Annotated in this window: 19 protein-coding genes and 1 riboswitch; of the genes, 10 read left to right on the forward strand and 9 right to left on the reverse strand. The window is 70.8% G+C overall.

What is annotated here, in order from left to right:
* Positions 1 to 2: 2 nt before the first annotated feature.
* From ACFVY3_RS06935 to ACFVY3_RS06950, 4 genes are all read left to right on the forward strand, one after another.
* On the forward strand, positions 3 to 2,102 hold the full coding sequence (locus ACFVY3_RS06935; protein ID WP_400159209.1) for a 3-hydroxyacyl-CoA dehydrogenase NAD-binding domain-containing protein: 2,100 nt from the start codon (positions 3 to 5) through the stop codon (positions 2,100 to 2,102).
* Positions 2,099 to 2,722: a TetR/AcrR family transcriptional regulator gene (locus ACFVY3_RS06940; protein ID WP_400159210.1), complete on the forward strand. Its 624-nt coding sequence runs from the start codon at positions 2,099 to 2,101 to the stop codon at positions 2,720 to 2,722. The genes ACFVY3_RS06935 and ACFVY3_RS06940 overlap by 4 nt, the downstream gene beginning before the upstream one ends.
* Positions 2,719 to 4,302, forward strand: coding sequence for a long-chain fatty acid--CoA ligase (locus ACFVY3_RS06945; protein ID WP_400159211.1), 1,584 nt, complete (start codon positions 2,719 to 2,721; stop codon positions 4,300 to 4,302). Before ACFVY3_RS06940 ends, ACFVY3_RS06945 begins: the two co-directional genes overlap by 4 nt.
* Before the next feature lie 209 nt (positions 4,303 to 4,511).
* Complete coding sequence (locus ACFVY3_RS06950) at positions 4,512 to 5,177, forward strand: DUF2510 domain-containing protein (protein WP_400159212.1); 666 nt, start codon at positions 4,512 to 4,514, stop codon at positions 5,175 to 5,177.
* Positions 5,178 to 5,209: 32 nt separating this feature from the next.
* Here ACFVY3_RS06950 and ACFVY3_RS06955 read toward each other — a convergent pair whose 3' ends face one another.
* Entirely contained in the window at positions 5,210 to 5,626 is a 417-nt protein-coding gene (locus tag ACFVY3_RS06955; RefSeq protein ID WP_400159213.1) for a VOC family protein, read from the reverse strand.
* Positions 5,627 to 5,841: 215 nt separating this feature from the next.
* On the opposite strand from ACFVY3_RS06955, the gene ACFVY3_RS06960 reads away from it, so the two are divergent.
* From ACFVY3_RS06960 to ACFVY3_RS06970, 3 genes are all read left to right on the forward strand, one after another.
* Positions 5,842 to 6,582: a lytic transglycosylase domain-containing protein gene (locus ACFVY3_RS06960; protein WP_400159214.1), complete on the forward strand. Its 741-nt coding sequence runs from the start codon at positions 5,842 to 5,844 to the stop codon at positions 6,580 to 6,582.
* Between the two features lie 140 nt (positions 6,583 to 6,722).
* The gene (locus tag ACFVY3_RS06965) at positions 6,723 to 7,382 is read left to right on the forward strand and encodes a dihydrofolate reductase family protein (RefSeq protein ID WP_400159215.1); all 660 of its coding nucleotides are present in this window, start codon (positions 6,723 to 6,725) and stop codon (positions 7,380 to 7,382) included.
* Between the two features lie 145 nt (positions 7,383 to 7,527).
* Positions 7,528 to 8,928, forward strand: coding sequence for an MFS transporter (locus ACFVY3_RS06970; RefSeq protein WP_290258256.1), 1,401 nt, complete (start codon positions 7,528 to 7,530; stop codon positions 8,926 to 8,928).
* Between the two features lie 60 nt (positions 8,929 to 8,988).
* On the opposite strand, the gene ACFVY3_RS06975 is transcribed toward ACFVY3_RS06970, so the two are convergent.
* From ACFVY3_RS06975 to ACFVY3_RS07010, 8 genes are all read right to left on the reverse strand, one after another.
* Positions 8,989 to 9,858: a class II glutamine amidotransferase gene (locus ACFVY3_RS06975; RefSeq protein ID WP_400159216.1), complete on the reverse strand. Its 870-nt coding sequence runs from the start codon at positions 9,856 to 9,858 to the stop codon at positions 8,989 to 8,991.
* Between the two features lie 52 nt (positions 9,859 to 9,910).
* Positions 9,911 to 10,975, reverse strand: coding sequence for a family 16 glycosylhydrolase (locus ACFVY3_RS06980; protein ID WP_400159217.1), 1,065 nt, complete (start codon positions 10,973 to 10,975; stop codon positions 9,911 to 9,913).
* Between the two features lie 6 nt (positions 10,976 to 10,981).
* Positions 10,982 to 11,132, reverse strand: a riboswitch (cyclic di-AMP (ydaO/yuaA leader).
* Between the two features lie 169 nt (positions 11,133 to 11,301).
* Positions 11,302 to 13,011: an ABC1 kinase family protein gene (locus ACFVY3_RS06985; protein WP_400159218.1), complete on the reverse strand. Its 1,710-nt coding sequence runs from the start codon at positions 13,009 to 13,011 to the stop codon at positions 11,302 to 11,304.
* A 5-nt stretch (positions 13,012 to 13,016) separates the two neighbouring features.
* Positions 13,017 to 13,556 (reverse strand): PadR family transcriptional regulator, encoded by a 540-nt coding sequence (locus tag ACFVY3_RS06990; protein ID WP_400159219.1) that lies wholly within the window; start codon positions 13,554 to 13,556, stop codon positions 13,017 to 13,019.
* A 104-nt stretch (positions 13,557 to 13,660) separates the two neighbouring features.
* Entirely contained in the window at positions 13,661 to 14,569 is a 909-nt protein-coding gene (locus tag ACFVY3_RS06995; RefSeq protein WP_400159220.1) for a polysaccharide deacetylase family protein, read from the reverse strand.
* Between the two features lie 135 nt (positions 14,570 to 14,704).
* On the reverse strand, positions 14,705 to 16,213 hold the full coding sequence (locus ACFVY3_RS07000; protein ID WP_400159221.1) for an LCP family protein: 1,509 nt from the start codon (positions 16,211 to 16,213) through the stop codon (positions 14,705 to 14,707).
* Positions 16,214 to 16,351: 138 nt separating this feature from the next.
* Entirely contained in the window at positions 16,352 to 16,780 is a 429-nt protein-coding gene (locus ACFVY3_RS07005) for a heme-binding protein (protein ID WP_290258002.1), read from the reverse strand.
* On the reverse strand, positions 16,777 to 18,963 hold the full coding sequence (locus ACFVY3_RS07010) for a malate synthase G (RefSeq protein WP_400159222.1): 2,187 nt from the start codon (positions 18,961 to 18,963) through the stop codon (positions 16,777 to 16,779). The genes ACFVY3_RS07005 and ACFVY3_RS07010 overlap by 4 nt, the downstream gene beginning before the upstream one ends.
* A 311-nt stretch (positions 18,964 to 19,274) precedes the next feature.
* Here ACFVY3_RS07010 and ACFVY3_RS07015 point away from each other — a divergent pair, with 311 nt between their 5' ends.
* The 3 genes from ACFVY3_RS07015 to ACFVY3_RS07025 are packed head-to-tail and all read left to right on the forward strand — an operon-like array spanning position 19,275 to position 22,503.
* Positions 19,275 to 20,678 carry an L-lactate permease gene (locus ACFVY3_RS07015; RefSeq protein WP_400159223.1) on the forward strand — a complete coding sequence of 468 codons (1,404 nt, stop codon included), beginning with the start codon at positions 19,275 to 19,277 and terminating at the stop codon, positions 20,676 to 20,678.
* Positions 20,675 to 21,070 carry an L-lactate permease gene (locus ACFVY3_RS07020; RefSeq protein WP_400159224.1) on the forward strand — a complete coding sequence of 132 codons (396 nt, stop codon included), beginning with the start codon at positions 20,675 to 20,677 and terminating at the stop codon, positions 21,068 to 21,070. Before ACFVY3_RS07015 ends, ACFVY3_RS07020 begins: the two co-directional genes overlap by 4 nt.
* 50 nt (positions 21,071 to 21,120) lie before the next feature.
* Positions 21,121 to 22,503 carry an FAD-binding oxidoreductase gene (locus tag ACFVY3_RS07025; protein ID WP_400159225.1) on the forward strand — a complete coding sequence of 461 codons (1,383 nt, stop codon included), beginning with the start codon at positions 21,121 to 21,123 and terminating at the stop codon, positions 22,501 to 22,503.
* The last annotated feature ends 139 nt before the right edge of the window (positions 22,504 to 22,642 follow it).

Raw genomic sequence — 22,642 nt, forward strand, 5'->3', positions numbered from 1 at the left:
CCGTGGGCGAACCTGCAGATCGAATCGTCGACGTCTCAATAGCGGACGGCGTCGCGCGCCTGACCATGCGCAGCGGCAGCGTCAACGCCCTGGGGCGGGACCTGCGCCGTGAGCTGGCCGCCGCGCTGGACCGCACCGCCATCGACCAGGACGTCACCGCCGTCCTGCTGCTCGGCCAGCCACGGGCCTTCTCCGCGGGCGCGGACATCACCGAGTTCCACAGAGCCGAATCACGCGAGACCGATGCAGACAGTGCCGACGCCGGGCAGCCCGGCCACGCGGACGGCCCGGACCTCCGCGCACTCGTGGCCCGGGTGGAGGACTTCCCGAAGCCCGTCATCGCCGGGATCACCGGCGTGGCCCTGGGCGGGGGACTGGAACTCGCGATGGCCGCGCACGCCCGGATCGCCGCCCCTGAGGCCCGGCTCGGACTGCCGGAAATCACGCTGGGCCTGATCCCCGGAGCCGGCGGCACCGTCCGGCTGCCCCGCCTGGTGGGTCCCCACCGCGCCCTTTCCATGATTCTCACGGGCAAGGACGTCACCGCGGCCGATGCGCTCCGCGACGGGCTGGTCGACGCGGTGGCGGAAGACCCCGGTGCGCCCGGCGCCGTCACGGACGCCATCGCCCGGGTCAATGCCCTGCCGGCGCGGCGCACCCGGGACCGGGAGGACAGGATTGCTGAGGCGGCCGCTGCCCCCGGCACGGTGGAACGGCTCGCCGGGGCGGCGCTCGGCAAGGCCAAGGACCCGTTCGCCGCCCGTGCCGCGGTGGACGCCGTCGCGGCCGGCATCGAGGAGTCCTTCGACCGCGGGCTGGAGGTGGAGCGGGAGAAGTTCCAGGAACGGCTCGCCAGCGAAGAATCGGCGGCCCAGCGGCACCTCTTCGCCGCCGAACGTGCGGCCCGCCGCCCGGCGGGCCTGGACCCGGAGGCGGCACGGCCCGTCCGGCGGGCCGGGGTGGTGGGCGCGGGAACCATGGGCGGCGGCATAGCCATGGCACTGGCCTCCGCCGGCATCCCCGTCACGGTGGTCGAAGCCGAACGCTCCGCCCTGGACCGCGGCCTCGCCCAGGTGGACAAGAACCTCGCCGTGTCCGTCTCCCGCGGCAGCCGGAGCGAGGAGGACGCCGCGGCACTGCGGTCCCTGATCACCGGAAGCCTCGACTACGCGGACTTCGCCGACGCCGATTTGGTCATCGAGGCCGCCTACGAGGACCTGGGCGTCAAGCAGGGGATCTTCGCCACGCTGGACGCCGTGGTCCGTCCAGACTGCATCCTCGCCTCCAACACCTCCTACCTGAGCATCGACACCATCGCCGCGGACACCCGCCTGCCGTCCCGGGTGCTCGGCCTGCACTTCTTCAGCCCGGCCAACGTCATGCCGCTGGTGGAGGTGGTGCGCGGGGCCGCCACCGACGCCGCGGCGATGGCCACCGGGGTCGCCACGGCGCGCCGGATCGGCAAGACGCCGGTCGTCGTCGGGGTCTGCCATGGTTTTGTCGGCAACCGGATGCTGGAGGTCCGTTCCGCGCAGGCCGAGCAGCTGCTGCTGGAAGGAGCGCTGCCGGGCCAGGTGGACCGGGTCCTCAAGGACTTCGGATTCCGGATGGGTCCCTTCGAGATGGGGGACATGGCCGGCCTGGACATCGGGTGGCGCAACCGCAAGGCGGAGGGCACCACCGCCCCGGTGTCCGACGCGCTCTGCGAGGCGGGGCGGTTCGGCCAGAAAACCGGCGCCGGCTACTACGCCTACGACGGGCGGGAGGGCCGCGAGGACCCTGAGGTGGAACGCCTGATCGTCGAGGTCTCCCGTACCGAGGGGATCACCCGGCGGAGCCTCACCGACGGCGAGATTCTCGAGCGGCTGCTGTTCCCGATGATCAACGAGGGCGCCCGGATCCTGGCCGAGGGCATCGCCGAGCGCGCCGGGGACATCGACGTCATCTGGGTCAAGGGCTACAACTGGCCCGCCTACCGCGGCGGACCCCTCTGGTACGCCGGCCACGTGGGCCACGGGTACGTCGCCGAACGGCTGCGGCACTACACGGAGCAGACCGGCGACGCCTCGCTGCTCCCTGCCGGGTTCCTCGCCGGCGCATGACCGCCACCGACGGACGCAACGCACGGACCCTGCGGACCCGGCAGGTCATCCGCGACGCCCACATGGCCCTCCTCCGGGACGGCGAACTCAAACCGTCGGCCCGGCAGATCGCGGCCCGGGCCGGGGTCTCGGTCCGTGCCCTCTGGGACCACTTCAAGGACCTGGAGAGCCTCATGGCCGCGACGGCCGCCCGGCAACTCGCCGACCAGGATGCCGGCGTCGCACCCGTCCCGGCGGGGCTACCGCTGGGGGAACGGATCGCGGCCTACTGCGCCCAGCGGGCCGCCGTGCTGGAAGCCCTGGCGCCGCTGGCGCGGGCGGCGGACGTGCAGCGTCCCTTCTCCGCGGCGCTGCAGGAGAACTTGCGCGGGAATCTGGACCGGATCAGGGCCGACGTCGAACGGCTGTTCGACGCGGAACTGGCCGCCCTGGACCCGGAACGCCGCACCCGCACGGTCCTCTCGGTCTGCGCCGCGGCGGACTGGGCCACCTGGAAACTGTTGCGGGACCATCTGGGGCAGTCCCCGGAGCAGGCCCGGGCGGTCCTGGAGAACACCCTGACGGCCGTCCTGGCCGGACCCCTTACCGGACGTGAACACGAGAGAAAGCAGAACCCATGACAGCGTTGTCGCTCGCTTCAATCCTGGCCGAATCCGCCCGCAAGTACCCGGAGAAGACCGCCGTGATCAGCGGTGGCCGGTCCTATTCGTACGCCACCCTGTGGCGGCAGGCCCTGAGCTACGCCGGCCAGCTGGAGGACGCCGGGGTCCGCCCCGGGGACGTGGTGGGACTGATGGCCCCCAACGTCGTCGAATTCCCCGCCGCCTACTACGCCATCCAGGCGACCGGCGGGGTGGTTGTGCCCGTGCACCTGCTGCTGACCGTCCGGGAAGTCATCCACGTGCTCCGCGACAGCGGCGCCACGGCGCTCCTCTGTCACCCGGCGTTCCTCGAGGTGGGGCGGCAGGCAGCGGGGGAGGCAGGGATTCCTCTCCTGCTGGTCGGCCCCGCGGCGGCCGACGGCGGACCGGGCCCGGGCGCGACGGGCCGGAACGGCGACGACGGCGTCCGGCACCTCGACCCCGAGGCCCCCGGCGGCCTGGAGACCTATGTGAGCCGTGAGGCGGAGGACCCCGCGGTCATCTTCTACACCTCCGGCACCACGGGCCGTCCGAAGGGTGCCGTCCTGACGCACCTGAACATGGTCATGAACGCCACCGTCTCCGCCGTGGACGCCAACGACGTCCGCTCGAGCGACGTCGCCCTCGGCTGCCTGCCCCTGTTCCACGTCTTCGGGCAGACGGCCAGCATGAACGCCCTGTTCCGGCTGGGCGGCACCCTGGTGCTGCTGCCCAAATTCACCGGCGAGGCGGCTCTGGAGCTCATCACGGCGCATCAGGTGGACATCTTCCACGGCGTCCCGACGATGTACATGCAGCTGCTCGCCGCCGCCGAGGGGCGCGCCGGCCTGCCCACACTGCGGCTCTGCGTCTCCGGCGGCGCGCCGATGCCGCTGGCCGTGATGGAGAAATTCAACGCCGCCTTCGACGTCACCATCTACGAGGGGTACGGCCTTTCGGAGACCTCTCCGGTGGTCTCCACCAACACGCCGCACGCCGGCGCGCGGCCCGGAAGCGTGGGCCAGGCGGTCTGGGGCGTGGAGGTCACCATCGCCGACCACCGCGAGCCGGAGCGCGTGGTCCCCATGCCCTCGGGCGAACTAGGGGAGATTCTGGTCCGCGGCCACAACGTCTTCGCCGGGTACCTGAACAACCCGGAGGCCACGCGCGAGGCCATGGTGGACGGCTGGTTCCGCACCGGCGACCTCGGCACCATGGACGAGGACGGCTTCATCTACGTGGTGGACCGGACCAAGGACGTCATCATCCGCTCCGGCTACAACGTCTACCCGCGCGAGGTGGAGGAGGTGCTCTCCCGGCACCCTGCCATCGCCCAGGTGGCCGTCGTCGGACTGCCCGATGAACTGCGCGGCGAAGAGGTCTGCGCCGTCGTGGTGCTGGACCCCGCGCACGCCGGGAACCCGCCCACCGAGCAGGACATCATCGACTGGAGCCAGCAGCACCTGGCCAAGCACAAGTACCCCCGGCATGTCCGGTTCACCGGCGAATTCCCGCTGGGGCCAAGCCATAAGGTGCTCAAGCGGGAACTGCGTCGCACGCTGGCGGGCGGCAAGGCGTAAGGGGACGACGGGTTGTAGGGAGACGGCGTCGTTAGAAGGCGGACGACGGCGGCGGGGACGGGTGAGGGGCGCGGCAACATGCAGCGTCCTGTCAGCGCCCGTCCACCGGATTCCCACTCTGCAGGTCGACAATGGGCTCGACACCACCAGATGGTGGCGCACGGTATGGTTCGGGGGAGATACCCCGAACAGCTCGAGAAGGACCGGCCATGACTGTCCCGCCAAGCACCCCAAACGCCGGGTACGGCGCACCCGGTAACCTGCCCGCGCCGGGCTGGTACGCGGACCCTGCGGGATCCGGTTACCTGCGCTGGTGGGACGGGACGGCCTGGACCGGCTACCTCAGTGCGGGGCACCTCAGCGCGGGGCACCCGGGCGCCCCTGCAAACCCGTACCGCACCGGGCGCCCGCAGATCAGCCCGTCCACCCCGGTCTACAACCCGTTCATCTGGCTGATCGCCACCCTGCCGATCATCCCGCTGATCAGCCTGGCATTTTGGAATCCCGTCCTGCGGACCAGGACGACGGGGTTGCGACGGGTGCAAACCATGGACCCGGCGTCGATCCTCACCCTGCCCTACCTGCTGGCTCTGGGCACCGGCCTGATCATCTACGCCGTGTCCGCCGTGCTGGCCTACCTCGACTGGCAGAAGCTGCGCCGCGACGGCGTGGTCCGCCCGTTCCACTGGGCCTGGGTCTTCCTCAGCCGGGAGCTCTACGTGATCGGCCGGTCGGTGGTGGTGCACGAGGCCGCTCCCCGTCGCGGGCTGGCGCCCGTCTGGGTGACCCTCGGCATGATCGTCCTGACGGCCGCCCTCGTCGGCATCAAGGTCTCCACGCTGGTCACCGCCGTCGCCGGGCACACCATCATCTGAGTCCTCGGCGACGCCGCTCCCGGCGTCGGGGCTTAGTCCTTCTTCCCGGCGATGTTGACCAGCCAGGCGACGCCATACTTGTCGTTGCACATGCCGAACGCGTCGCCCCAGGGCGACATGGACAGCGGCATCGTGACGGTGCCGCCCTGGGAGAGCTTGTCCCAGTAGCCGCGCAGTTCCGCGTCGTCGTCGCCGCTGAGCGAGACGCTGAAGGTGTTGCCCGGTGTGTAGTCCATCCGCGCCGGGGTGTCAGAGCCCATCAGGACGAACCCGCTGGGGGACTCCAGCTGGGCGTGCATCACCAAGGTGTCCTCCGACGGATCCTGGCTGGCCTGGAAGTCCGCGAAGGTGCTCACGGTCAACTGGCCGCCGAAGACGTCGCGGTAGAACTCCATGGCCTCGCGGGCGTTGTCGCGGAAGCTCAGGTAGGGGTTGAGGTGGGTGGCCATGGCGGTTCTCCTTGCGGACGGGGGTGGGACTCCGGGATGCGGGCGCCTTACCGGGTTTCGGCGGCGTCCGCGCCCATGCTAGCAACGCGCCGCCGTCCCGGACAGGGGTCCGGGACACTTCGGAGGGCGCGGTGCCGGGAGACGGCGCACGGGCGTGACCCACTGCCCGGGCGCGGGAGTCTTCCGACGTCGGTGCCGGATGGTTTGATTAGTCGGTGCTCCGACTCAAACGCCTCCTCGTCTTCGGCCTGCTGGCCGTGGCCGTCATCGCCGGTTTCTCGTTCTGGGCGGTGGGCCGGTCCGGCGAGGGCATCCGGACCGCCGTCGCCGCCCCGCCGAGCGCGGTAGCGAAACTCGAGGGCGCCGACATCACCACGGCGGTCAACGTCACCCCCAGCCCGGATGCGCAGTGGCTAACCGGCGCCGCCGCACGGACCGGCATCCCGGCCCGGGCACTGCGGGCCTACGTAGCCGCCGCAGTCACCGCGAACGCCACCACCCCCGGCTGCGGCATCGGCTGGAACACCATCGCGGCGATCGGCTTCGTCGAAACGGCGCACGGGAGCTACGGCGGCGGCAGCCTCAACGCGGCCGGCCAGGTCAGCGGCCCGATCGTCGGGCCCAGCCTCAACGGCGACGGGTTCGCCGCGATCCCGGACACCGACGGCGGCGCGCTCGACGGCGACCCGCACTGGGACCACGCCGTCGGACCCATGCAGTTCATCCCCTCTACCTGGCGGCTGGCGGGCCGGGACGGCAACGGCGACGGCGTCGCCGATCCCTTCAACATCGACGACGCCGCCCTTAGCGCCGCCGACTACCTTTGCGGCCACGGCCGGGACCTCACCACCCCGCGCGGCTGGACCGACGCCATCTACGCCTATAACCAGTCCGACGCCTACATCCGCAACGTCCAGGCTCGGGCAACCGTCTACGCAGCGCAGGCCGCCGCCTAGGGCTGAGAGGCCCGCCAAGGCGGCGCACCGGACGGCGCTGCGGCCCCGCCCGGGGAGGCCGCGGCTCCGAAGTCCTTGAGCGGACCGCCCGCCGCTCCTAGAGTGGGCTCGGAAACCCGGCCACCCGCCAAGGAGCTCACATGTCCCTCGTCCGCGTACACAATTTCTCGATCTCCCTGGACGGCTACGGCACGGGCGAGGACCAAAGCCTCGAGGCGCCCTTCGGCCACGCCGGTACCCGGCTGATGCAGTGGGCGTTCGGCACCCGCACCTTCCGCGCCATGGGCCTGCCCGGCGACGGCGAACCCTCCTTCGGCGTCGACGAGGCCTTCGCCGGCACCTGGGCACCCGGCATCGGCGCCGAAATCATGGGACGCAACAAGTTCGGCCCCCAGCGCGGACCCTGGCAGGACGAGGAATGGAAGGGCTGGTGGGGGGACAATCCGGTCTTCCACACGCCCGTCGTCGTCCTCACCCACCACCCCCGGCCCGTGCTGGAGATGGAGGGCGGGACCACGTTCCACTTCCTCGACGCCGGCCCCGCCGAGGCGCTGGAACGTGCCCGGGAGCTCGCCGGCGGCAAGGACGTCAGGATCGGCGGCGGGGTCGCCACGGTGCGGCAGTTCCTCGCCGCCGACCTGATCGACCACCTGCACCTGGTCCTGGTGCCGATCCTCCTGGGCCGCGGGGAGCGGCTTTGGGACGGGCTCGAAGACTTGGAAAAGCGCTTTGAGATTGAGGCGACGCCCTCGCCGTCGGGCGTCACCCACCTGGTCTTTACCCGGCGTCCGCGGGACTAATTCCCGTCCCGCCGAAGTTATGACCTCGGAACCGCGCGGTTCCGGGCGCCGTACGGCGTGGACGACGACGGGAACGAAACCAGTGACGACAACAAGCGACGGAGTCGGCTTCCGCTCCACCCGGGGACCGATCCTCATTGCCCTGATGCTCTCGACCGGCCTGGTGGCGATCGATTCAACGATCGTGGCCACCGCGGTGCCCTCGATCGTGCGCGACGTGGGCGGCTTCTCGTCCTTCCCCTGGCTGTTCTCCGCCTACCTGCTGGCGCAGGCCGTGTCCGTGCCCGTCTACGCGAAACTCTCCGACGTGGTCGGCCGCAAACCCATCATCCTGATCGGCATCGGCCTGTTCCTGCTCGGATCCATCCTCTGCGGCATCGCCTGGAGCATGCCGGCGCTGATCGCCTTCCGGGTGCTGCAGGGCCTCGGCGCCGGTGCGGTCCAGCCGATGGCCATCACCATAGCCGGGGATATCTACACCCTGACCGAACGGGCCAAGGTGCAGGGCTACCTCGCCAGCGTCTGGGCCATCTCCTCCGTCGTCGGCCCCACCCTGGGCGGCGTGTTCTCCACCCTCGGCATCTGGCGGGGCATCTTCCTGGTCAACATCCCGCTCTGCCTGCTGGCCGGCTGGATGCTGCTTCGCTCCTTCCGGGAGGACGTCAAACGCCAGGGCCACACCGTGGACTACCTCGGCTCCGCGCTGCTCACTGCGGCGCTGACCCTGCTGATCCTCGGCGCCCTCGAGGGCGGCCAGGCCTGGGCCTGGAACTCCGCCCCCAGCATCGGCGTCTTCGCCAGCGGTGCGGTGCTGCTGGCCGTCTTCGTGCTGGTGGAACGCCGCGCGGCCGAGCCCGTCCTGCCGCCGTGGGTGGTCTCCCGCCGGCTGCTGGCGACGACGGCGCTGGTCTCCTTCGGCGTCGGCGCCGTCATGCTGGGCCTGACCTCCTACGTGCCGACCTTCCTCGAGGGGTCCATCGCCACATCCCCGATCCTGGCCGGGCTCGCCCTCGCGGCACTGACCATCGGCTGGCCGATCAGCGCCTCCCAGTCCGGCCGCTTCTATCTGCGCCTGGGCTTCCGGACCACCGCGCTGATCGGCATCAGCATCACCGTGGTGGGGACCGCGGTGCTGGCGTTGACCGCCTCCTCACCGAGTGTGCTGCTGGTCGCGGCCAGCTGCTTCATCGTGGGGCTGGGCCTGGGGCTCGTCGCCACGCCCACGCTGATCGCCGCCCAGTCCAGCGTGGAATGGAACGAACGCGGCGTGGTGACCGGCACCAACCTGTTCGCCCGTTCGATCGGCAGCTCGATCGGCGTGGCGGTCTTCGGCGCCGTCGCCAACGCCATCTACGCCGGGACCCCGGGCGGGGACACCAACCCCGGGACCGTCGTCACCGCCTCCGGCGCGGTGTTCCTGGCGGTGCTGGTGGGCGCGGTGCTGACGGTGGTCGCCGTCGTCGCGATGCCCGCCACGGGCCGGAAGCCCGCCGAGCAGGCCCACGCCGGTGACGCCGCGGATTCCGCGGTGGCGGAGCGCAGCTAGGCGCTTTGCTTGTTAGAGGCGGGGCTTGTTAGGGACTGGGCTGGTTGGGGACGGGGCTGGTTAGGGACGCTGCGAGGCGGCGGCCTCGGGGCTGAGATCCGAGAGGTCGAGCCGGTGCCGGGGCCCGTCCGGGAACGGAAACGTGGACGTGACTGCCAGGTCCGGACCCACCCGCAGCATTTCCCCGGGGGCCAGCGCACGCCAGCCGGGATCGTGGTCCATCGGCTCGGTGGCGATCAGCACCTGCGGCCCGGCGGCGAGGTCCTCGCTGCGGGCATGGATGCGATGGCTGCGCGCCTCCAGCGGCGCGGCCGGGCCGTGGACCCGCCCGGGATCGCGCTCCAGCACGTGCAGCTCATGGGTTTCCGGGTACCGCAACGCCCACAGCTCCGTGCTCGTGGTGACGATCAGGTTCAGGCTGAGCACCGGCAGTTCGGCGGCGGCCCAAGCCACCGCGCGGGTGATCCCGGCGCCGACGTCGCCGTCCGCCCGCCGGGTTTCGGCGGTGATCAGGGCGAAGAGGCGTTCGCTGTCCGTCTGCCCCCGGACCAGGTCGGCGACACCGAGCTCCGCGAGCCGTGCGTCCAGCCGGTCCAGGCCGCCGAACGCGCCGTTGTGCGCGAACAGCCGCCCGTCCTGCTCGAAAGGGTGGGTGTTGGCCACGGTGTGGGCGCCGGTGCTGGCGTAGCGGACATGCGCGAGGAACGTGGTGCTCCGCAGCGTCCTGGCCTCCCGGGCGAAGGCGTGGTCCTCCCACGCCGCGAGCGGCTGTTTCGCCACGTGCGGCTGTCCGAACTCGTCGAAGGTGCCGATGCCCGCCCCGTCCGGCTCGCGCCGGCTCTGGACGGACAGGCTGTCCGGCGCGTCGAGCAGCCAAAATGTGGCACGCACCGTTCGGGCGCCGGCGTGGAGCCCGAACAGTCGGCACATGGTGGCTCCTCCGTGGTTTACGCGGCGTCATGGGAGCCAGTGTACGTCCGGGTTACTGCCAGGCGCGGACGTAATCGACCAGGACCTGCGACGCCGGGCCGTAGGCCGGGTTGGTCGAGGAGGCACCGACGTTCAGGACCAGGTACTGCGGGGCGTTGCCGTCGTTGGTCGGGTAGGACTTGACCTTGACGCCGTCGAAGTAGACGTCCGAGGAGCCGGCCATCCGGTGCAGGCCGAAGGTGTGGTACTCGTTGGCCCAGTTGCCCCCCACGCCGCCCTGGTTCTGGGCGCCGCTGGTGGAGTGGTAGTTGACCGTCATCTTGGCCTTGAGGACCTCGGCGATGTCGTTCTCGCCGGTGGCGGGCCAGGACTGGCCGGTGGTCCAGAATGCCGGCCAGTTGTAGAGGCCGTTGGCGTTGCCGGGGAACTTGATCCGGGCCTCGACGTAGCCGGTGGTGAACTGGTAGCCGGTGCCGGCGCCGCCGCGGGGGTTGGAGGAGACCAGCGCACCGGAAGTGGCCGACGCCAGGTTCAGGACCAGGTTGCCGTTGCTGACCGAGACGTTGGCGGGGCTGGTGCTGACCTTGTTCATGGTTCCGCAGCCGGGCGCGAACCAGCAGGCGGCCCACTTGTTGGTATCCAGGCCGGCGCCGTTGAAGTCGTCGTTGAAGGCCAGGCTCCAGTTGCCGGGGACACCCAGGGGAGCGGGGCCGCCGGTGGAGGCTACGGCCAGGGCGGGTGCCGGTGCGGCCTGCACGGCTGCGGGGGCGGGGGCCGCCACCGGGGGAGCGGCCTGCGCCGGTGCGGGGGCCGCCGCCGTCGCCGGGGCGGACGGGGCTGCGGCCGCGGTGCTGGCCGGTGCGGCCGCAGTCGCCGACGGCGAGGCCGGGGCGGAAGCGGGGGCGGCCTGGGAGACCTCCGACGCCTGCGCCTGGGTCAGGCTGTTCAGGGTGGCCTGGCCGAGTGAACCGAGGCCGACGACGGCGACGGCCGCCGCGGCGGCGAGGGACAGGACGCGGGGGGACTTCAGCCGAAGGGCGGTGCGTCGAAGGGGGAAGGGAGCGGACTGGTCACGGCGGCGCGCGGCGGCGCACGTCTGATCCTGGGGTGCAGACATGGAAGGTTTACCTCTCAACGCCTGCGGAGTTAGCTGTCGGGTTCGGATGAGGTCATCCGGCCGTGGGACACCACGGCTTCACCCCGAGGGCAGGCCAACGCCATACCCGGGACACTTGGGTCCCCCGCCTCTGCCTTATATTTAGCGGATCCCGGGCGCGGCAGAGCTCAGCGACGCACGGAATTGGGACCAACGTTGACGGTCCACCCGTCGACCGTACGGCATCGAGCCGGTTAATCACAATTAAGTAACGGCAGTCACCGGCCTCCGCGTGGCGGCTTGAGATGCGTCGGCGTCCGCGGCGGGTTTAGGGAACAAAGCGGCGGTCAGGGTCCGCGACGTCCCGGCCAGGCGGAATGCAGCAGCGGGAGCACGGAGACGGCCAGGAGCGCCGTTCCGAGCACCGGGTCGTCGTGCCGGAGGATGGCGCCGGCGATCAGCAGGGCGGTGAAGAGGAGGGCGGACACCGCGCGGCGCACGGTGCGGTCCAGCCGGGCCACCTGGCGCTCCAGCCGGGGGTTGCCCACGGTCAGGGAACCCTCCTCGGCGCGGGCCGCCAGGCGGTCGAGGCGCTGCGGCAGGCGGAAGGCCACCGCCGCGGCGTCGAAGACCTGGCGGCCGGCGTCCTGCAGGAGGTTTCCGCGCTCCTCGCGCAGCAGCCGTGCCGCGTACGGCTCCACCGAGTCCCAGAGGTTGAAGCGCGGGTCGAGGGAACTGCACACCCCGGAGGTGAGCGACATCGCCCGGATAATCAGCAGGAAATTCTCCGGGACCTGAAACGGCAGCGAGCGGACCAGTTCGCCGAACTCGTTGGCGAAGGCCAGGAACTCCCGCGGGTCCACCTCGCGCAGTTCGGCGAAGCCCATGCCGCCGAAGCGGGTGAACAGCCGGGACATGGCCCGCTCCAGTTCGGCGGTATCCGCCGTGGGCAGCAGCACCCCGATCTCGCCGATCGCCGAGACCAAGCCTCCGCCGTCGCGCGCGGCCGCCGCGATGAGCAGCTTCCGCAGCCCGCTCCGGGTGCCCGGGGGCACCTCGCCCATCATGCCGAAATCGATGAACGTCAGCCGCCAGGGCAACCCTCCGGCGCCGGGGGTCGGGGTGACGAAGATGTTCCCCGGGTGCGGGTCGGCATGGAAGAACCCGGTGGTGAAGAGCTGGTCGAACATCACCGATGCGAAGACCGGAGCCACCTCCACGGGGTCGATCCCCGCGGCCCGTAGGCCGTCCGTGTCCGTGATCTTGATGGCGGTGACGTCTTCCAGGGTCAGGACCCGGCGGGTGGTCCGTTCCCAGGCGACGCGGGGGACGGCCACCCGCTCGTCGCCGGCGAAGTCGGCGTCGAACCGCTCGGAGTTGGCCGCCTCCTGCAGGTAGTCGACCTCCTCGAGGCTGGTCTGGGCGAACTCCTCCACCAGGGACGGCATGTCCGCGCGGTCCGAGACCAGCCGGAAGTGGCTCAGCCAGCCGCCCACCCTGCGCAGGGCGGCCAGGTCGACGTCGACGATCGCCTCGATCCCGGGGCGCTGAACCTTCACCACGACGCCGCTCATGCCGGCATCCTCCGCCGCCGCGGGCAGCAGCGTCGCGCGGTGCGCCTGCCCGAGGGACGCCGCGGCGATGGGCGTCTCCTCGATGACGGCGAAGATGTTCTCCAGCGGTGTCCCCAGTTCTGCCTCGGCCAGGTCCCTGATGGCCGGGAACGGGACCGGGGGAACCTCGTCCTGGAGGTCCTCCAATTCCTTGGTGATCTCCGGCGGGAGGACGTCCAGGCGCGAGGAGAGGAACTGGCCAACCTTGATCATCAGGCCGCCCAGCTCCACGGCCAGGGCGCGGAAGCGCCGGGCGAAGCGGATCATCCGGCGTGTTCGGGTGCGCTCGGTGATCCGGCGCAGGCCCAGGCGGGGGAGCAGCAGCTCGTACCACCAGGTCACGGCGAGGTGCCAGGCCGCGAAGCGCAGGATCCGCCGGTAGCGGGCGCGGGTGCTCCCGGTCCCGGCCGCCGGGTCCGCCCGGGCCCGGCCAGCCTCCGCCACCCGCGTCAGTCCTGGGCCAGGATCGAGTACAGCCGGCGCCGCGCCTCGTCCAGCACGGCCACGGCCTGCTTGACCTGCTCGGGCGTGCCGGTGCGGCCCACCTGGGATGCCGCCTGGGCCAGCTCGATGCCTGCCTTCGGCAGTGCCCCGAAGCCGGGGCCCTGGTCCGCGTCGGCGGACTCCCAGGGAGCCGAGGTGCCGCCGGAGACCTCGTCGCGGCCGGCGTCCGTCAGGGAATAGATCTTCCGCCCGTTGGACTCCTCGGCGCGGATCAGGCCCTCGTCGGCCAGCAGCTGCAGGGTCGGGTAGACGGAGCCGGCGCTCGGCTTCCAGCTGCCGCTGCTGCGCTCCTCGATCTCGCGGATGATCTGGTAGCCGTGCATGGGCCGCTCCGCCAGGAGCGCCAGGACGGCCGAGCGGACCTCGCCGCGGCCGGCGCGGCTGCCGGTGCGCTTTTCGAAGCGTGAACGCAGGTCCTCGACGGCCTGCCACATGCCATCAAAGCTGGGGGCGCCGAAGCCGCCCATCGGGTATGAGTTACGCATGATGCTCTCCTCCAGGGGTTCGCTAACGATACTTAACGATACGTCCCGATATGCGGAAACAACAGGGTTGCGCTGTGGGCGATAGGGCCACGGGTGTGGGAGCCTCAGGCGGCTGCGGGCCGGGGGAGGTGGACAAAGGCCTCCCCGCGCTGCTTCATCGCATCGAGGGCGCGGGCCAGGCCGGCCGCGGTCCCGCCGGCGGGGTGGTTGCCGTGGGAAATGACGATGTCCCCGGTGTGTGCGCCGGAGATTTCCTTGGCCACGGCCGGGGCGGGGAGCGTCGCACCGGCGTCGCCGTTGACGGAGAAGCCGACGGGCGTGACCCCGAGGGCGTGCACGATCTGGGCGGAGACATCGTCCAGATAGGCGGTCCCCGGCCGGAAGAAGAGCGGGCGCTTCCCGGTGAGCTCCGCGATGCGGGCGTCGTTAGTCATGATCTCGTCGTAGACCTCGCCCGGGTTGCGGGTGCCCGGAATGTTGTAGGCGCTCTTGCCGGACACGGACAGTGGCCGGTGTGAGGTGCCATGGTTGGCGAGCTCGAAGAGGGGATCCGCGGCGAGTTCGGCGGCCAGGGCCGCGTTGGCGGCGATCCAGCGGTGGTTGAGGAACAGGGTCGCCGGAACCCCGTGGCGGCGGAGTTCGGTGAGGACGCCGGTGTCCGCGGCGTTCCCGCCGGTGCCGCCGCAGAAGTCGAAGGTCAGGGCGACGCCGGCGGGCGCGGGCAGGCGCGACAGGACTCCGGGGGCGGCGAGCCCCCAGTAGCCGGCGGTGCGCTGGGAGAAGGCGGCGATGATCTGGTCGCGGGACGGGGCACCCTGGGGCTGGGCCGTGGCCGGGACCGGGGCGGGCTGCGCGTCGGCGCCGGCCGTCTCCACCAGAGGCCCGTCGGCCGGGGTTGCGTCGGGCTCGCGGAGATCCTTCGGGCGGCTGTCCTGCGGCAGCGCCGCCAGGGCCCCGAGGGAAAGGGCGGCAGCGGCCGCCAGGAATGACCTCCGGTCAGGGGTCCACGCCACGTGAATGTCCGTTCTCTTCGCGGCCCGGCTACTGGGTAGTCTGCGGAATCCTGCCGTCTCAAACCTCGCCCATCGTAGTGGACGCCGGGGCGTGCTGGCGCCCCGGTGACGCGGGGTCCCGCCGCGTGTCGCCCGCTACCCGCCGGCGGTGGCTTGGCAGGTCGTGTCGCTGCCGGTCTGGGACACTGCCCCGCCGGCCTGCGACGGCGGCGCCGCGGGCTTGGAACCCGTGGCGAAGTCCTCGCCGGCGTAGAGCTGGACGCCCTGCACCCCGGGGACCTGCTGCACGCTGGAGGCCGGCAGGCCGAACACCGCGGCCACGTCGGCGGCGACGTCCTCGAACCCGGCGCCGAAGTAGACCATGGTCTGCTGGCGCGGCTGGGCCGGGATGCGGGAGAGCTTCGTGAACCCGGCGTCGGAGAGAATTGTCCCGATCTCGGCGCCGCGGCTGGCGACGTTGGTGCCGTTGGCCACGGTGACCGGCTGCAGTGCCTTGTTGTAGGCGGGGGCGGCCGGGGCGCTGGAGGTCTCCGGGGCCGCCGAGGCCGGCGCGGGCTGGGACAGGTCCGGGCTGCGGCGCAGTGCGGCGAAGAGGTTGTCCGCCGCCGGCTCGTCCAGGGTCAGCCGGTTGGGATCCGACGGCGCCGGGACGGTGGGGGTGGTGATGAAGTTGACCTTGGCCGGGTCGATGTTCTTCAGCCGGTTGGCGAGGGTCAGCATGGTTGGGACCGAGGCGAGGCCGTCGTCGACGGTGAGGTTCTTGGTCATGGTGTCGGCAATGCTGAGCACCTTCTGCGGGTCGCTGAGCGTGCCGTCGGCCTTCAGCTTCCGGGTCAGGGACGCCAGGAACGACTGCTGGGCCTTGATCCGGCCGAGGTCCCCGCCGTTGGCGAAGGCGTGCCGGGTGCGCAGGAAGGCCAGGGCCTGTTCGCCCTGGACCTGGGAGGTGCCCTTGGGCAGCTTCAGGCCGGAGTCGGGATCGTTGACGGCGGTGTCCACGCAGACGTCGACGCCGCCGACGGTGTTGGAGAGTTCTTTCACGGCGTTGAAGTCGGCCATCATGAAGTGGTCGATTTCCATGCCAGTGAGCTTGTTGACGGTGTCCACCGCGCAGCCGATGCCGGCCTCGGCCATGGCGGAGTTGATCATGACTCCGGACCGGGCCGCATGCTGTTCGTTGGTGGCGCTGTCCTTGCAGGCGGGGACGTCCACCAGGAGGTCGCGGGGGAAACTGACGACGTTGACGTGGTTGTTGTCCGCCGAGATGTCCAACAGCATCATCACGTCCGACTGTCCGTAGCCGGAGGAGTCGGCCGTCGAGCCGTACTGGCCGTTCTTGCCGCTGCGGGTGTCGCTGCCCAGCACCAGGATCTGCAGCCGGTCCTTGCTGTCGTTGACCGGGCCCTCGGTGCGCACCCCGCCGGCGCCGAGCGCAGAGGTGCTGATGTTGGACTGGAGCCGCCAGAGCCAGTAACCGCCGAAGGCGATCACACCCACCAGGATCACGGCCGCGGTGATGCCGGTGATCTTGAGCCAGCGCGGCCGGCGGCCCTGACGGTAGTTGCTGCTGCCCTCCACCAGGGTGCCGTAGCCCGGGTAGGGCTCAGGGGTCCCCTTGCCCGGGGCGGACGATTCGTGACGCAATGGAGCAACCTCTCAACAGACTCTCGAACCCGGCCATGATACTGGCCGTCGCTGGAGATTTCCCCGGAAAACGCCAGCGGCACCGGCCGGGGGTGTCACGTCCCCTGCCGGTGCCGCTGTCAACCGCCGGGTGGTTTCTCAGTCCACCTGGGCGGTCAGGCCGGCCGCACGGACGGCGGTTGCGGCCGCCGTCTCATCGTTGTCCGAGGTGTCCCCGCTGATGCCCACGGCGCCCAGCAGCGCGCCGTCGGCGTCGCGGATCAGGACCCCGCCCGGGACCGGGATCAGCCGGCCGCCGATCGCCGCGGCGGCCGCGGCGATGAAGTACGCCTGCTGCTCGGCGCGCGCCATGATCGAGCGGGAACCCATGCCCAGGGCCAGCGCCCCGTAGGCCTTGCCCTGGGCGATCTCGAAGCGGTTGTTCGACGCACCGTCCTGGCGGGCGGCGGCGGTGACGTGGCCGCCGGCGTCCAGGACGACCACCGTGAGCGGCTTGAAGCCGTGCTCGGCGCCCGTTGCGAGGGCCTGGTCGATGATGGTCCGGGCGGTGTCCAGGGTCAGGGTCATGAGGCGTTCCTTGCAAGGTCGTTGGCGTGCTTGTGGGCGGCCCGGCGGCGGTGCAGCACGGGTTCGGTGTAACCGGAGGGCTGGGCGGCCCCCTCGAGGACCAATTCACGGGCGGCGAGGAAGGCCTCGCCATCGAACTCGGGGGACATCGGCCGGTAGCCGGGGTCGCCGTCGTTCTGCCCGTCGACGACGGCGGCCATCCGCCGCAGCGAGGCTTCCACCTCCTCCTGCGTCACGATGCCGTGGAGCAGCCAGTTGGCCACGTGCTGGGAACTGATCCGGCAGGTGGCGCGGTCCTCCATCAGGGCGGTGCCGTGGATGTCGGGGACCTTGGAGCAGCCCACGCCGTCGTTGACCCAGCGGACCACGTAGCCCAGGGTGCTCTGGATGTTGTTGTCCAGCTCGTTCCGGCGGTCCTCGGCGGACCAACCGGCCGGGTCGCCCAGCGGGATGGTGAGCAGCTGGCGCAGGGTGGAGCGGCGCTTGCCTGCCAGTTCGGCCTGCCGGGCGTCGACGTCCACCTGGTGGTAGTGGATGGCGTGCAATGTTGCCGCGGTGGGGGACGGGACCCAGGCGCAGTCGGCGCCGGCCTGCGGGTGGCCGGCCTTCTGCGCCAGCATGTCCGCCATGTTGTCCGGGGCGGCCCACATGCCCTTGCCGATCTGGGCCCGTCCGGCGAAGCCGCACGCCAGGCCCGTGTCCACGTTGGACTCCTCGTACGCCTTGATCCAGCTGGAGTTGCGCATATCCGCCTTGCGGACCATGGGGCCGGCGAGCATGGAGGTGTGGATCTCATCGCCGGTGCGGTCCAGGAAGCCGGTGTTGATGAAGGCCACACGGTCCCGGGCCTCCTTGATGCAGGCCTTGAGGTTGGCCGAGGTGCGGCGTTCCTCATCCATGATGCCGATCTTCAGGGTCAGCGGCTCGAGCTTGAGTACCTTTTCGGCGCCGGCCAGCAGCGCGCAGGCCACGGCGACCTCCTCGGGGCCGTGCATCTTGGGCTTGACCACGTAGGCGGACCCGGCGCGGGAGTTCCGTCCGGCCGTGGCGCCGCGCAGGTCGTGCACCGAGCCCAGCCCGGTGAACAGTGCGTCCAGGATCTCCTCGGGGACGGGCTGCCCCTCGGCGTCCAGGACGGCGTCGCTGGTCATCAGGTGGCCCACCTGGCGGATCAGCAGCAGGGAACGGCCGGGCAGGACCAGCTCGGAACCGTCCGGGGCGGTGTAGCTTCGGTCCTCGTTCAGCCGGCGGGTGTAGCTGCGGCCGCCCTTGGACACCTCGGCGGTGAGCGTGCCCTGCATCAGCTTCAGCCAGTTGCGGTAGCCGTCCACCTTGTCGCCCCCGTCGACGGCGGCCACGGAGTCCTCGAGGTCCATGATGGTGGTCAGCGCAGATTCGAGGACGATGTCCTTGACGCCGGCCGGATCACCGGAGCCGATCGGGTGCCCGCGGTCCACCTGGATCTCGATGTGCAGCCCGTGGTGGACCAGCAGGATGGCTTCGGGCTGGTCTTCGTTGCCGCGGTAGCCGGCGAACTGGGCGGGATCGGCCAGGCCGGTGGTCCCGGCGGGGGTCTCGGCGGCGAGCGCGCCGTCGGTGATCCGGTAGGCCGTGACGTCGGCGTGGGAGCCGGAGGCCAGGGGCGTGTGCTCGTCCAGGAGCCGCCGGCCGAAGTCGACGACGGCGGCGCCGCGGACGGGGTTGTAGCCTTCCGTGTGCCCGCGGCCGTCGGCGTCGTCGATGGCGTCGGTGCCGTAGAGGGCGTCGTAGAGCGAACCCCAGCGGGCGTTGGCGGCGTTGGCGGCGAAGCGGGCGTTCAGCAGCGGGACCACCAGCTGCGGGCCGGAGACGCTGGCGATCTCGCTGTCCACGCCGTCCGTGCTGATGCTGAAGTCGGCCGGTTCCTCCACCAGGTAGCCGATCGAGCGCAGGAATTCCTCGTACGCCTCGGGATCGATCTCCGCGCCGGCCTGCGTGCGGTGGTACTCGTCGATCTGCTGCTGCAGCCGGTCGCGGACCTCGAGGAGTTCGCGGACGCGGGGGGAGAATTCGGCGATCAGGCCGGCCGCGCCGTCCCAGAACTCCCCGGCGTCGAGTCCGGTGCCGGGCAGCGCCTCGTCCCGTACGAAGGAGTACAGCTCCTCCGCGACGTGGAGTCCGTTGGTCTCCAGGTGATTTGACATTCCGGTCACGCTCCGTTCAGTTGCTGTGGTGCATTGCGGGTGTCTCTGCGGTGTCTTAGCAGTTCCGTAATGCGGAAATAAAATATCAATAAGTAAAAACTATCCAGCCCCGCGGCGGACTGTCAACGCCCGTCCGCGGACCGTCGGCGGTGGTCCGACCATTCTGCGGCAACCTGTTGACTGTGATGTGGATCGCACATATGGTCTATCCACACAATAAGAGATTTATTTCGCCATGCGGAAAATCTTCCCGTCGCCCCATGACGCCCGGGTCAGAGGCCCGCCACCACTCGTAAAACAAAGGAGTTTTTGTGAGTCCCAGGTTTGAGCCGTTTCAGCAGGTCGTAGACCCGATCGCCGGGTCCCTTGCTGTTTCCGCCGTGGTGGCCGCGCTGCCGCTGCTCCTCTTATTCGTCCTGCTCGGCGTGTTCCGGGTCAGGGCCCCGAAGGCAGCCATCGCCAGCCTGCTGCTCTCGATCGTCCTGGCGATCGTGGGCTGGCATATGCCCATAGTCCAGGTCCTCAGCGCCACGGCCCAGGGTGCCTTCTACGCGATCTTCCCGATCCTCTGGATCCTCATCAACGCGTTGTGGGTCTACAAACTGACCGTGGCCACCCCGTGGTTCGAGGCGCTGGGCCGCACCATCCGCTCCATCTCAAACGACCTGCGGATCCTGGCCATCCTGGTGGCGTTCTGCTTCGGCGCCCTGCTCGAGGCCCTCGCCGGCTTCGGCGCGCCGGTGGCCATCTCCGGGGCCATGCTGATGGCGGCCGGCATGAAGCCGCTGAAGTCGGCCATCGTGGCGCTGCTGGCCAACACCGCGCCCGTCGCGTTCGGCGCCATGGCCGCGCCGATCATCGCGCTCAACGGTGTCACCAACATCCCGCTGCACGAGCTCAGCTCCATGGCCGGCCGGCAGACCCCGTTCGTCGCGGTCCTGGTCCCGCTGATCCTGGTCTTCATCGTCGACGGCAAGCGCGGCGTGCGCCAGACCTGGCCCGTCGCCCTGGTCTCGGGCGTCGTCTTCGGCGTGGCCCAATTCCTGGCCTCGAACTTCCTGGTGGTGGAACTGACCGACGTGATCGCCGCGATCGCCACCGTGGCCGTCGTCCTGGTGATGCTCCGGTTCTGGCAGCCTGCGGAGATCGTCGGCATGCACGACGTCGCAGACACAGACACAGGCAGCGACACCGACGCCGCCGAAGCCGACCTGGTGGGCGCCACGGCCACCGGGCGCACCGGCTACGGCACCTCCTCCGGCCTGGGCGGCGTCAGCCGCAACGGCCAGCCCCTTCCGGCTCACGCTGCAGGCGCTGCCGGATCGGACGCGGCCGGGACCGGCACGGACACCGTCGCCCGGCCGCCGGCCCGCGATGTGTGGATGGCGGTGGCCCCCTACCTGATCATCATGGCCGTCTTCTCCATCGCCCAGCTTCCCGGCGTCAAGAACTGGCTCACCGCCGTCGGCTCCGTCACCTTCGACTGGCCCGGCATCGACGCCGTCGACCCCTCCGGCCACCAGGTCTCCGCCCACAAGTTCAAGCTGGACCACCTCAAGGCCACCGGCACCCTGCTGCTGATCTCCGGCATCATCACCATGGCGCTGTACCGGCTCAAGCCCCTGCAGGGACTGCGGATCTACCGCGACACCTCTTCCAGCTGCGCTGGACGATCGTCTCGGTCACCTCCGTCCTGGCCCTGGCGTTCGTCATGAACGTCTCCGGCCAGACCAACTCACTCGGCTTCGCCCTCGCCTCCGCCGGCGGCTTCTTCGCCTTCCTCTCCCCGCTGCTGGGCTGGATCGGCGTGGCCCTCACCGGGTCCGACACCTCGTCCAACTCGCTCTTCGGCCAGCTCCAGGTCACCGCCGCGCAGCAGACCGGCCTCTCGCCGGTCCTGATGGCCGCATCCAACTCCTCCGCCGGCGTCCTCGGCAAGATGCTCTCGCTCCAGAACCTCGCGGTGGCCTCCGCCGCCGTCGGCCTGGACGGGGCCGAGAGCGTCCTGTTCCGCAAGCTCCTCGGCTGGAGCCTCGGCCTGCTGGCCTTCATCACCATCCTTGTCCTGCTGCAGTCCACCCCGGTCCTGGGCTGGATGGTCCCCTAGGGACCCCGCCCGCGCCGATCACCTCCTGCACCCGATAGAAAGCAGTCCCCGTGAGCACCACCGCCAATGACACCACCGCCACCCGCTCCGCCGCCGGCCTGATCGCCGCGGCACGGAACGGCTCCACCGAGGAAGCCGACCGCCGGAGCGTCAACACGGACCGCTCCGGCTACACGCCTTCGTCCCTGCCGGACGGCGTCGTGTACGCCACCGCCGTCGAGGACGTGGTGGACACCATGGTCCGGGCGACGGCCGACCGGATCCCCGTCGTCGCCCGGGGAGCGGGGACCGGCCTCGCCGCCGGCTCCTCCGCCCAGACGGGGGAGATCGTCCTGGACCTCTCGCGGATGAACCGGATCCTGCGCATCGATCCGCTGGAGCAGCTGATCGTGGTCGAACCGGGGGTGCTCAACGCCGAGGTCAACGCCGCCGCGGCCGAGCACGGACTCTTCTACGCGCCGGACCCGGCGAGCACGGCCATCTGCTCGATCGGCGGCAACATCGCCACCAACGCCGGGGGCATGCGCTGCGCCAAGTACGGAGTCACCCGCGAATCCGTGCTGGCGCTCAAGGTGGTGCTGCCGGACGGCCGGATCCTGGTCACCGGCCGCGAGACCATCAAGGGCGTCACCGGCTACGACCTGAATGCGCTGTTCATCGGCTCCGAGGGCACCCTGGGCGTGGTGGTGGAAGCGACGCTGCGGCTGCGGCCCATGCCGGTCTCCACCGCCACGGTAGCCGCCTACTTCCCGGACATCGTCGCCGCGGCCGAGGCGGCGTCGGCGATCATCGCCTCCCGCATCACGCCCTCGGTGCTGGAACTGATGGACGGGCCCACCCTCGCCGCCGTCGACGCCGCCCTCGGCACCGACTACCGCAGCCGGGGCGGGGCCTTCCTGCTCGCCCAGACCGACGGCTACGGCGCGTTCCTGGAGCAGGACGTGCTGATCAAGGCGATCGAACCGTTCGCCACCTCGTACGAGAAGGCCACGGACCCGGACCACACCGCGGAGCTGCTCCGGGCCCGCCGCGAGGCCATCCCGTCCCTGGAACTGCTGGGCACCGTCTGCATCGGCGACGTCGGCGTTCCGCGCGGCCGCCTGGCCGAGATGGTTACCGGCATCGAGGAGATCTCCCGCCGCACCGGCGTGAGGATCTTCACCGTGGCCCACGCCGCCGACGGGAACCTGCACCCGATGATCGTCCTGGACGAGGGACAGCCTTCCACCGAGGGCCCGGCGAAGGCCGCGCTGGCGCAGATGTTCGAGCTGGCCCGGAGCCTCGGCGGAACCCTGACCGGCGAACACGGGGTGGGACTGCTCAAGCGCGACTGGCTGGTGGACGAGCTGGGCAACGATTCCCTCGGCCTGCAGCACGCCATCAAGGGCGTCTTCGATCCGCTGGGCATCCTCAACCCGGGCAAGGGCATTTAGGGGCATCCTTCCGGGGGATCCGGTGGTGGCCGCGAGGCCCTGCGGTATCGTGGGCCTCGGAAACTTTCACGATGCGGATATTTCGCTCGGCGGGTGCATTCACCCGGCGCGAAGGGTGTCCACGCAACGTGAGTCAGGA

The organism is Arthrobacter sp. BPSS-3, assembly GCF_044628475.1.
In the GTDB taxonomy this organism is placed as follows: Bacteria; Actinomycetota; Actinomycetes; order Actinomycetales; family Micrococcaceae; genus Arthrobacter.

Excerpts from the sequence above, each read along its gene's own strand:
- ACFVY3_RS06940 (WP_400159210.1), top strand. The coding sequence starts at position 2,099 with ATGACCGCCACCGACGGACGCAACGCACGGACCCTGCGGACCCGGCAG.
- ACFVY3_RS06945 (WP_400159211.1), top strand. The coding sequence starts at position 2,719 with ATGACAGCGTTGTCGCTCGCTTCAATCCTGGCCGAATCCGCCCGCAAG.
- ACFVY3_RS06950 (WP_400159212.1), top strand. The coding sequence starts at position 4,512 with ATGACTGTCCCGCCAAGCACCCCAAACGCCGGGTACGGCGCACCCGGT.
- ACFVY3_RS06955 (WP_400159213.1), bottom strand. The coding sequence starts at position 5,626 with ATGGCCACCCACCTCAACCCCTACCTGAGCTTCCGCGACAACGCCCGC.
- ACFVY3_RS06965 (WP_400159215.1), top strand. The coding sequence starts at position 6,723 with ATGTCCCTCGTCCGCGTACACAATTTCTCGATCTCCCTGGACGGCTAC.
- ACFVY3_RS06970 (WP_290258256.1), top strand. The coding sequence starts at position 7,528 with ATGCTCTCGACCGGCCTGGTGGCGATCGATTCAACGATCGTGGCCACC.
- ACFVY3_RS06975 (WP_400159216.1), bottom strand. The coding sequence starts at position 9,858 with ATGTGCCGACTGTTCGGGCTCCACGCCGGCGCCCGAACGGTGCGTGCC.
- ACFVY3_RS06980 (WP_400159217.1), bottom strand. The coding sequence starts at position 10,975 with ATGTCTGCACCCCAGGATCAGACGTGCGCCGCCGCGCGCCGCCGTGAC.
- ACFVY3_RS06990 (WP_400159219.1), bottom strand. The coding sequence starts at position 13,556 with ATGCGTAACTCATACCCGATGGGCGGCTTCGGCGCCCCCAGCTTTGAT.
- ACFVY3_RS07005 (WP_290258002.1), bottom strand. The coding sequence starts at position 16,780 with ATGACCCTGACCCTGGACACCGCCCGGACCATCATCGACCAGGCCCTC.
- ACFVY3_RS07010 (WP_400159222.1), bottom strand. The coding sequence starts at position 18,963 with ATGTCAAATCACCTGGAGACCAACGGACTCCACGTCGCGGAGGAGCTG.
- ACFVY3_RS07020 (WP_400159224.1), top strand. The coding sequence starts at position 20,675 with ATGAACGTCTCCGGCCAGACCAACTCACTCGGCTTCGCCCTCGCCTCC.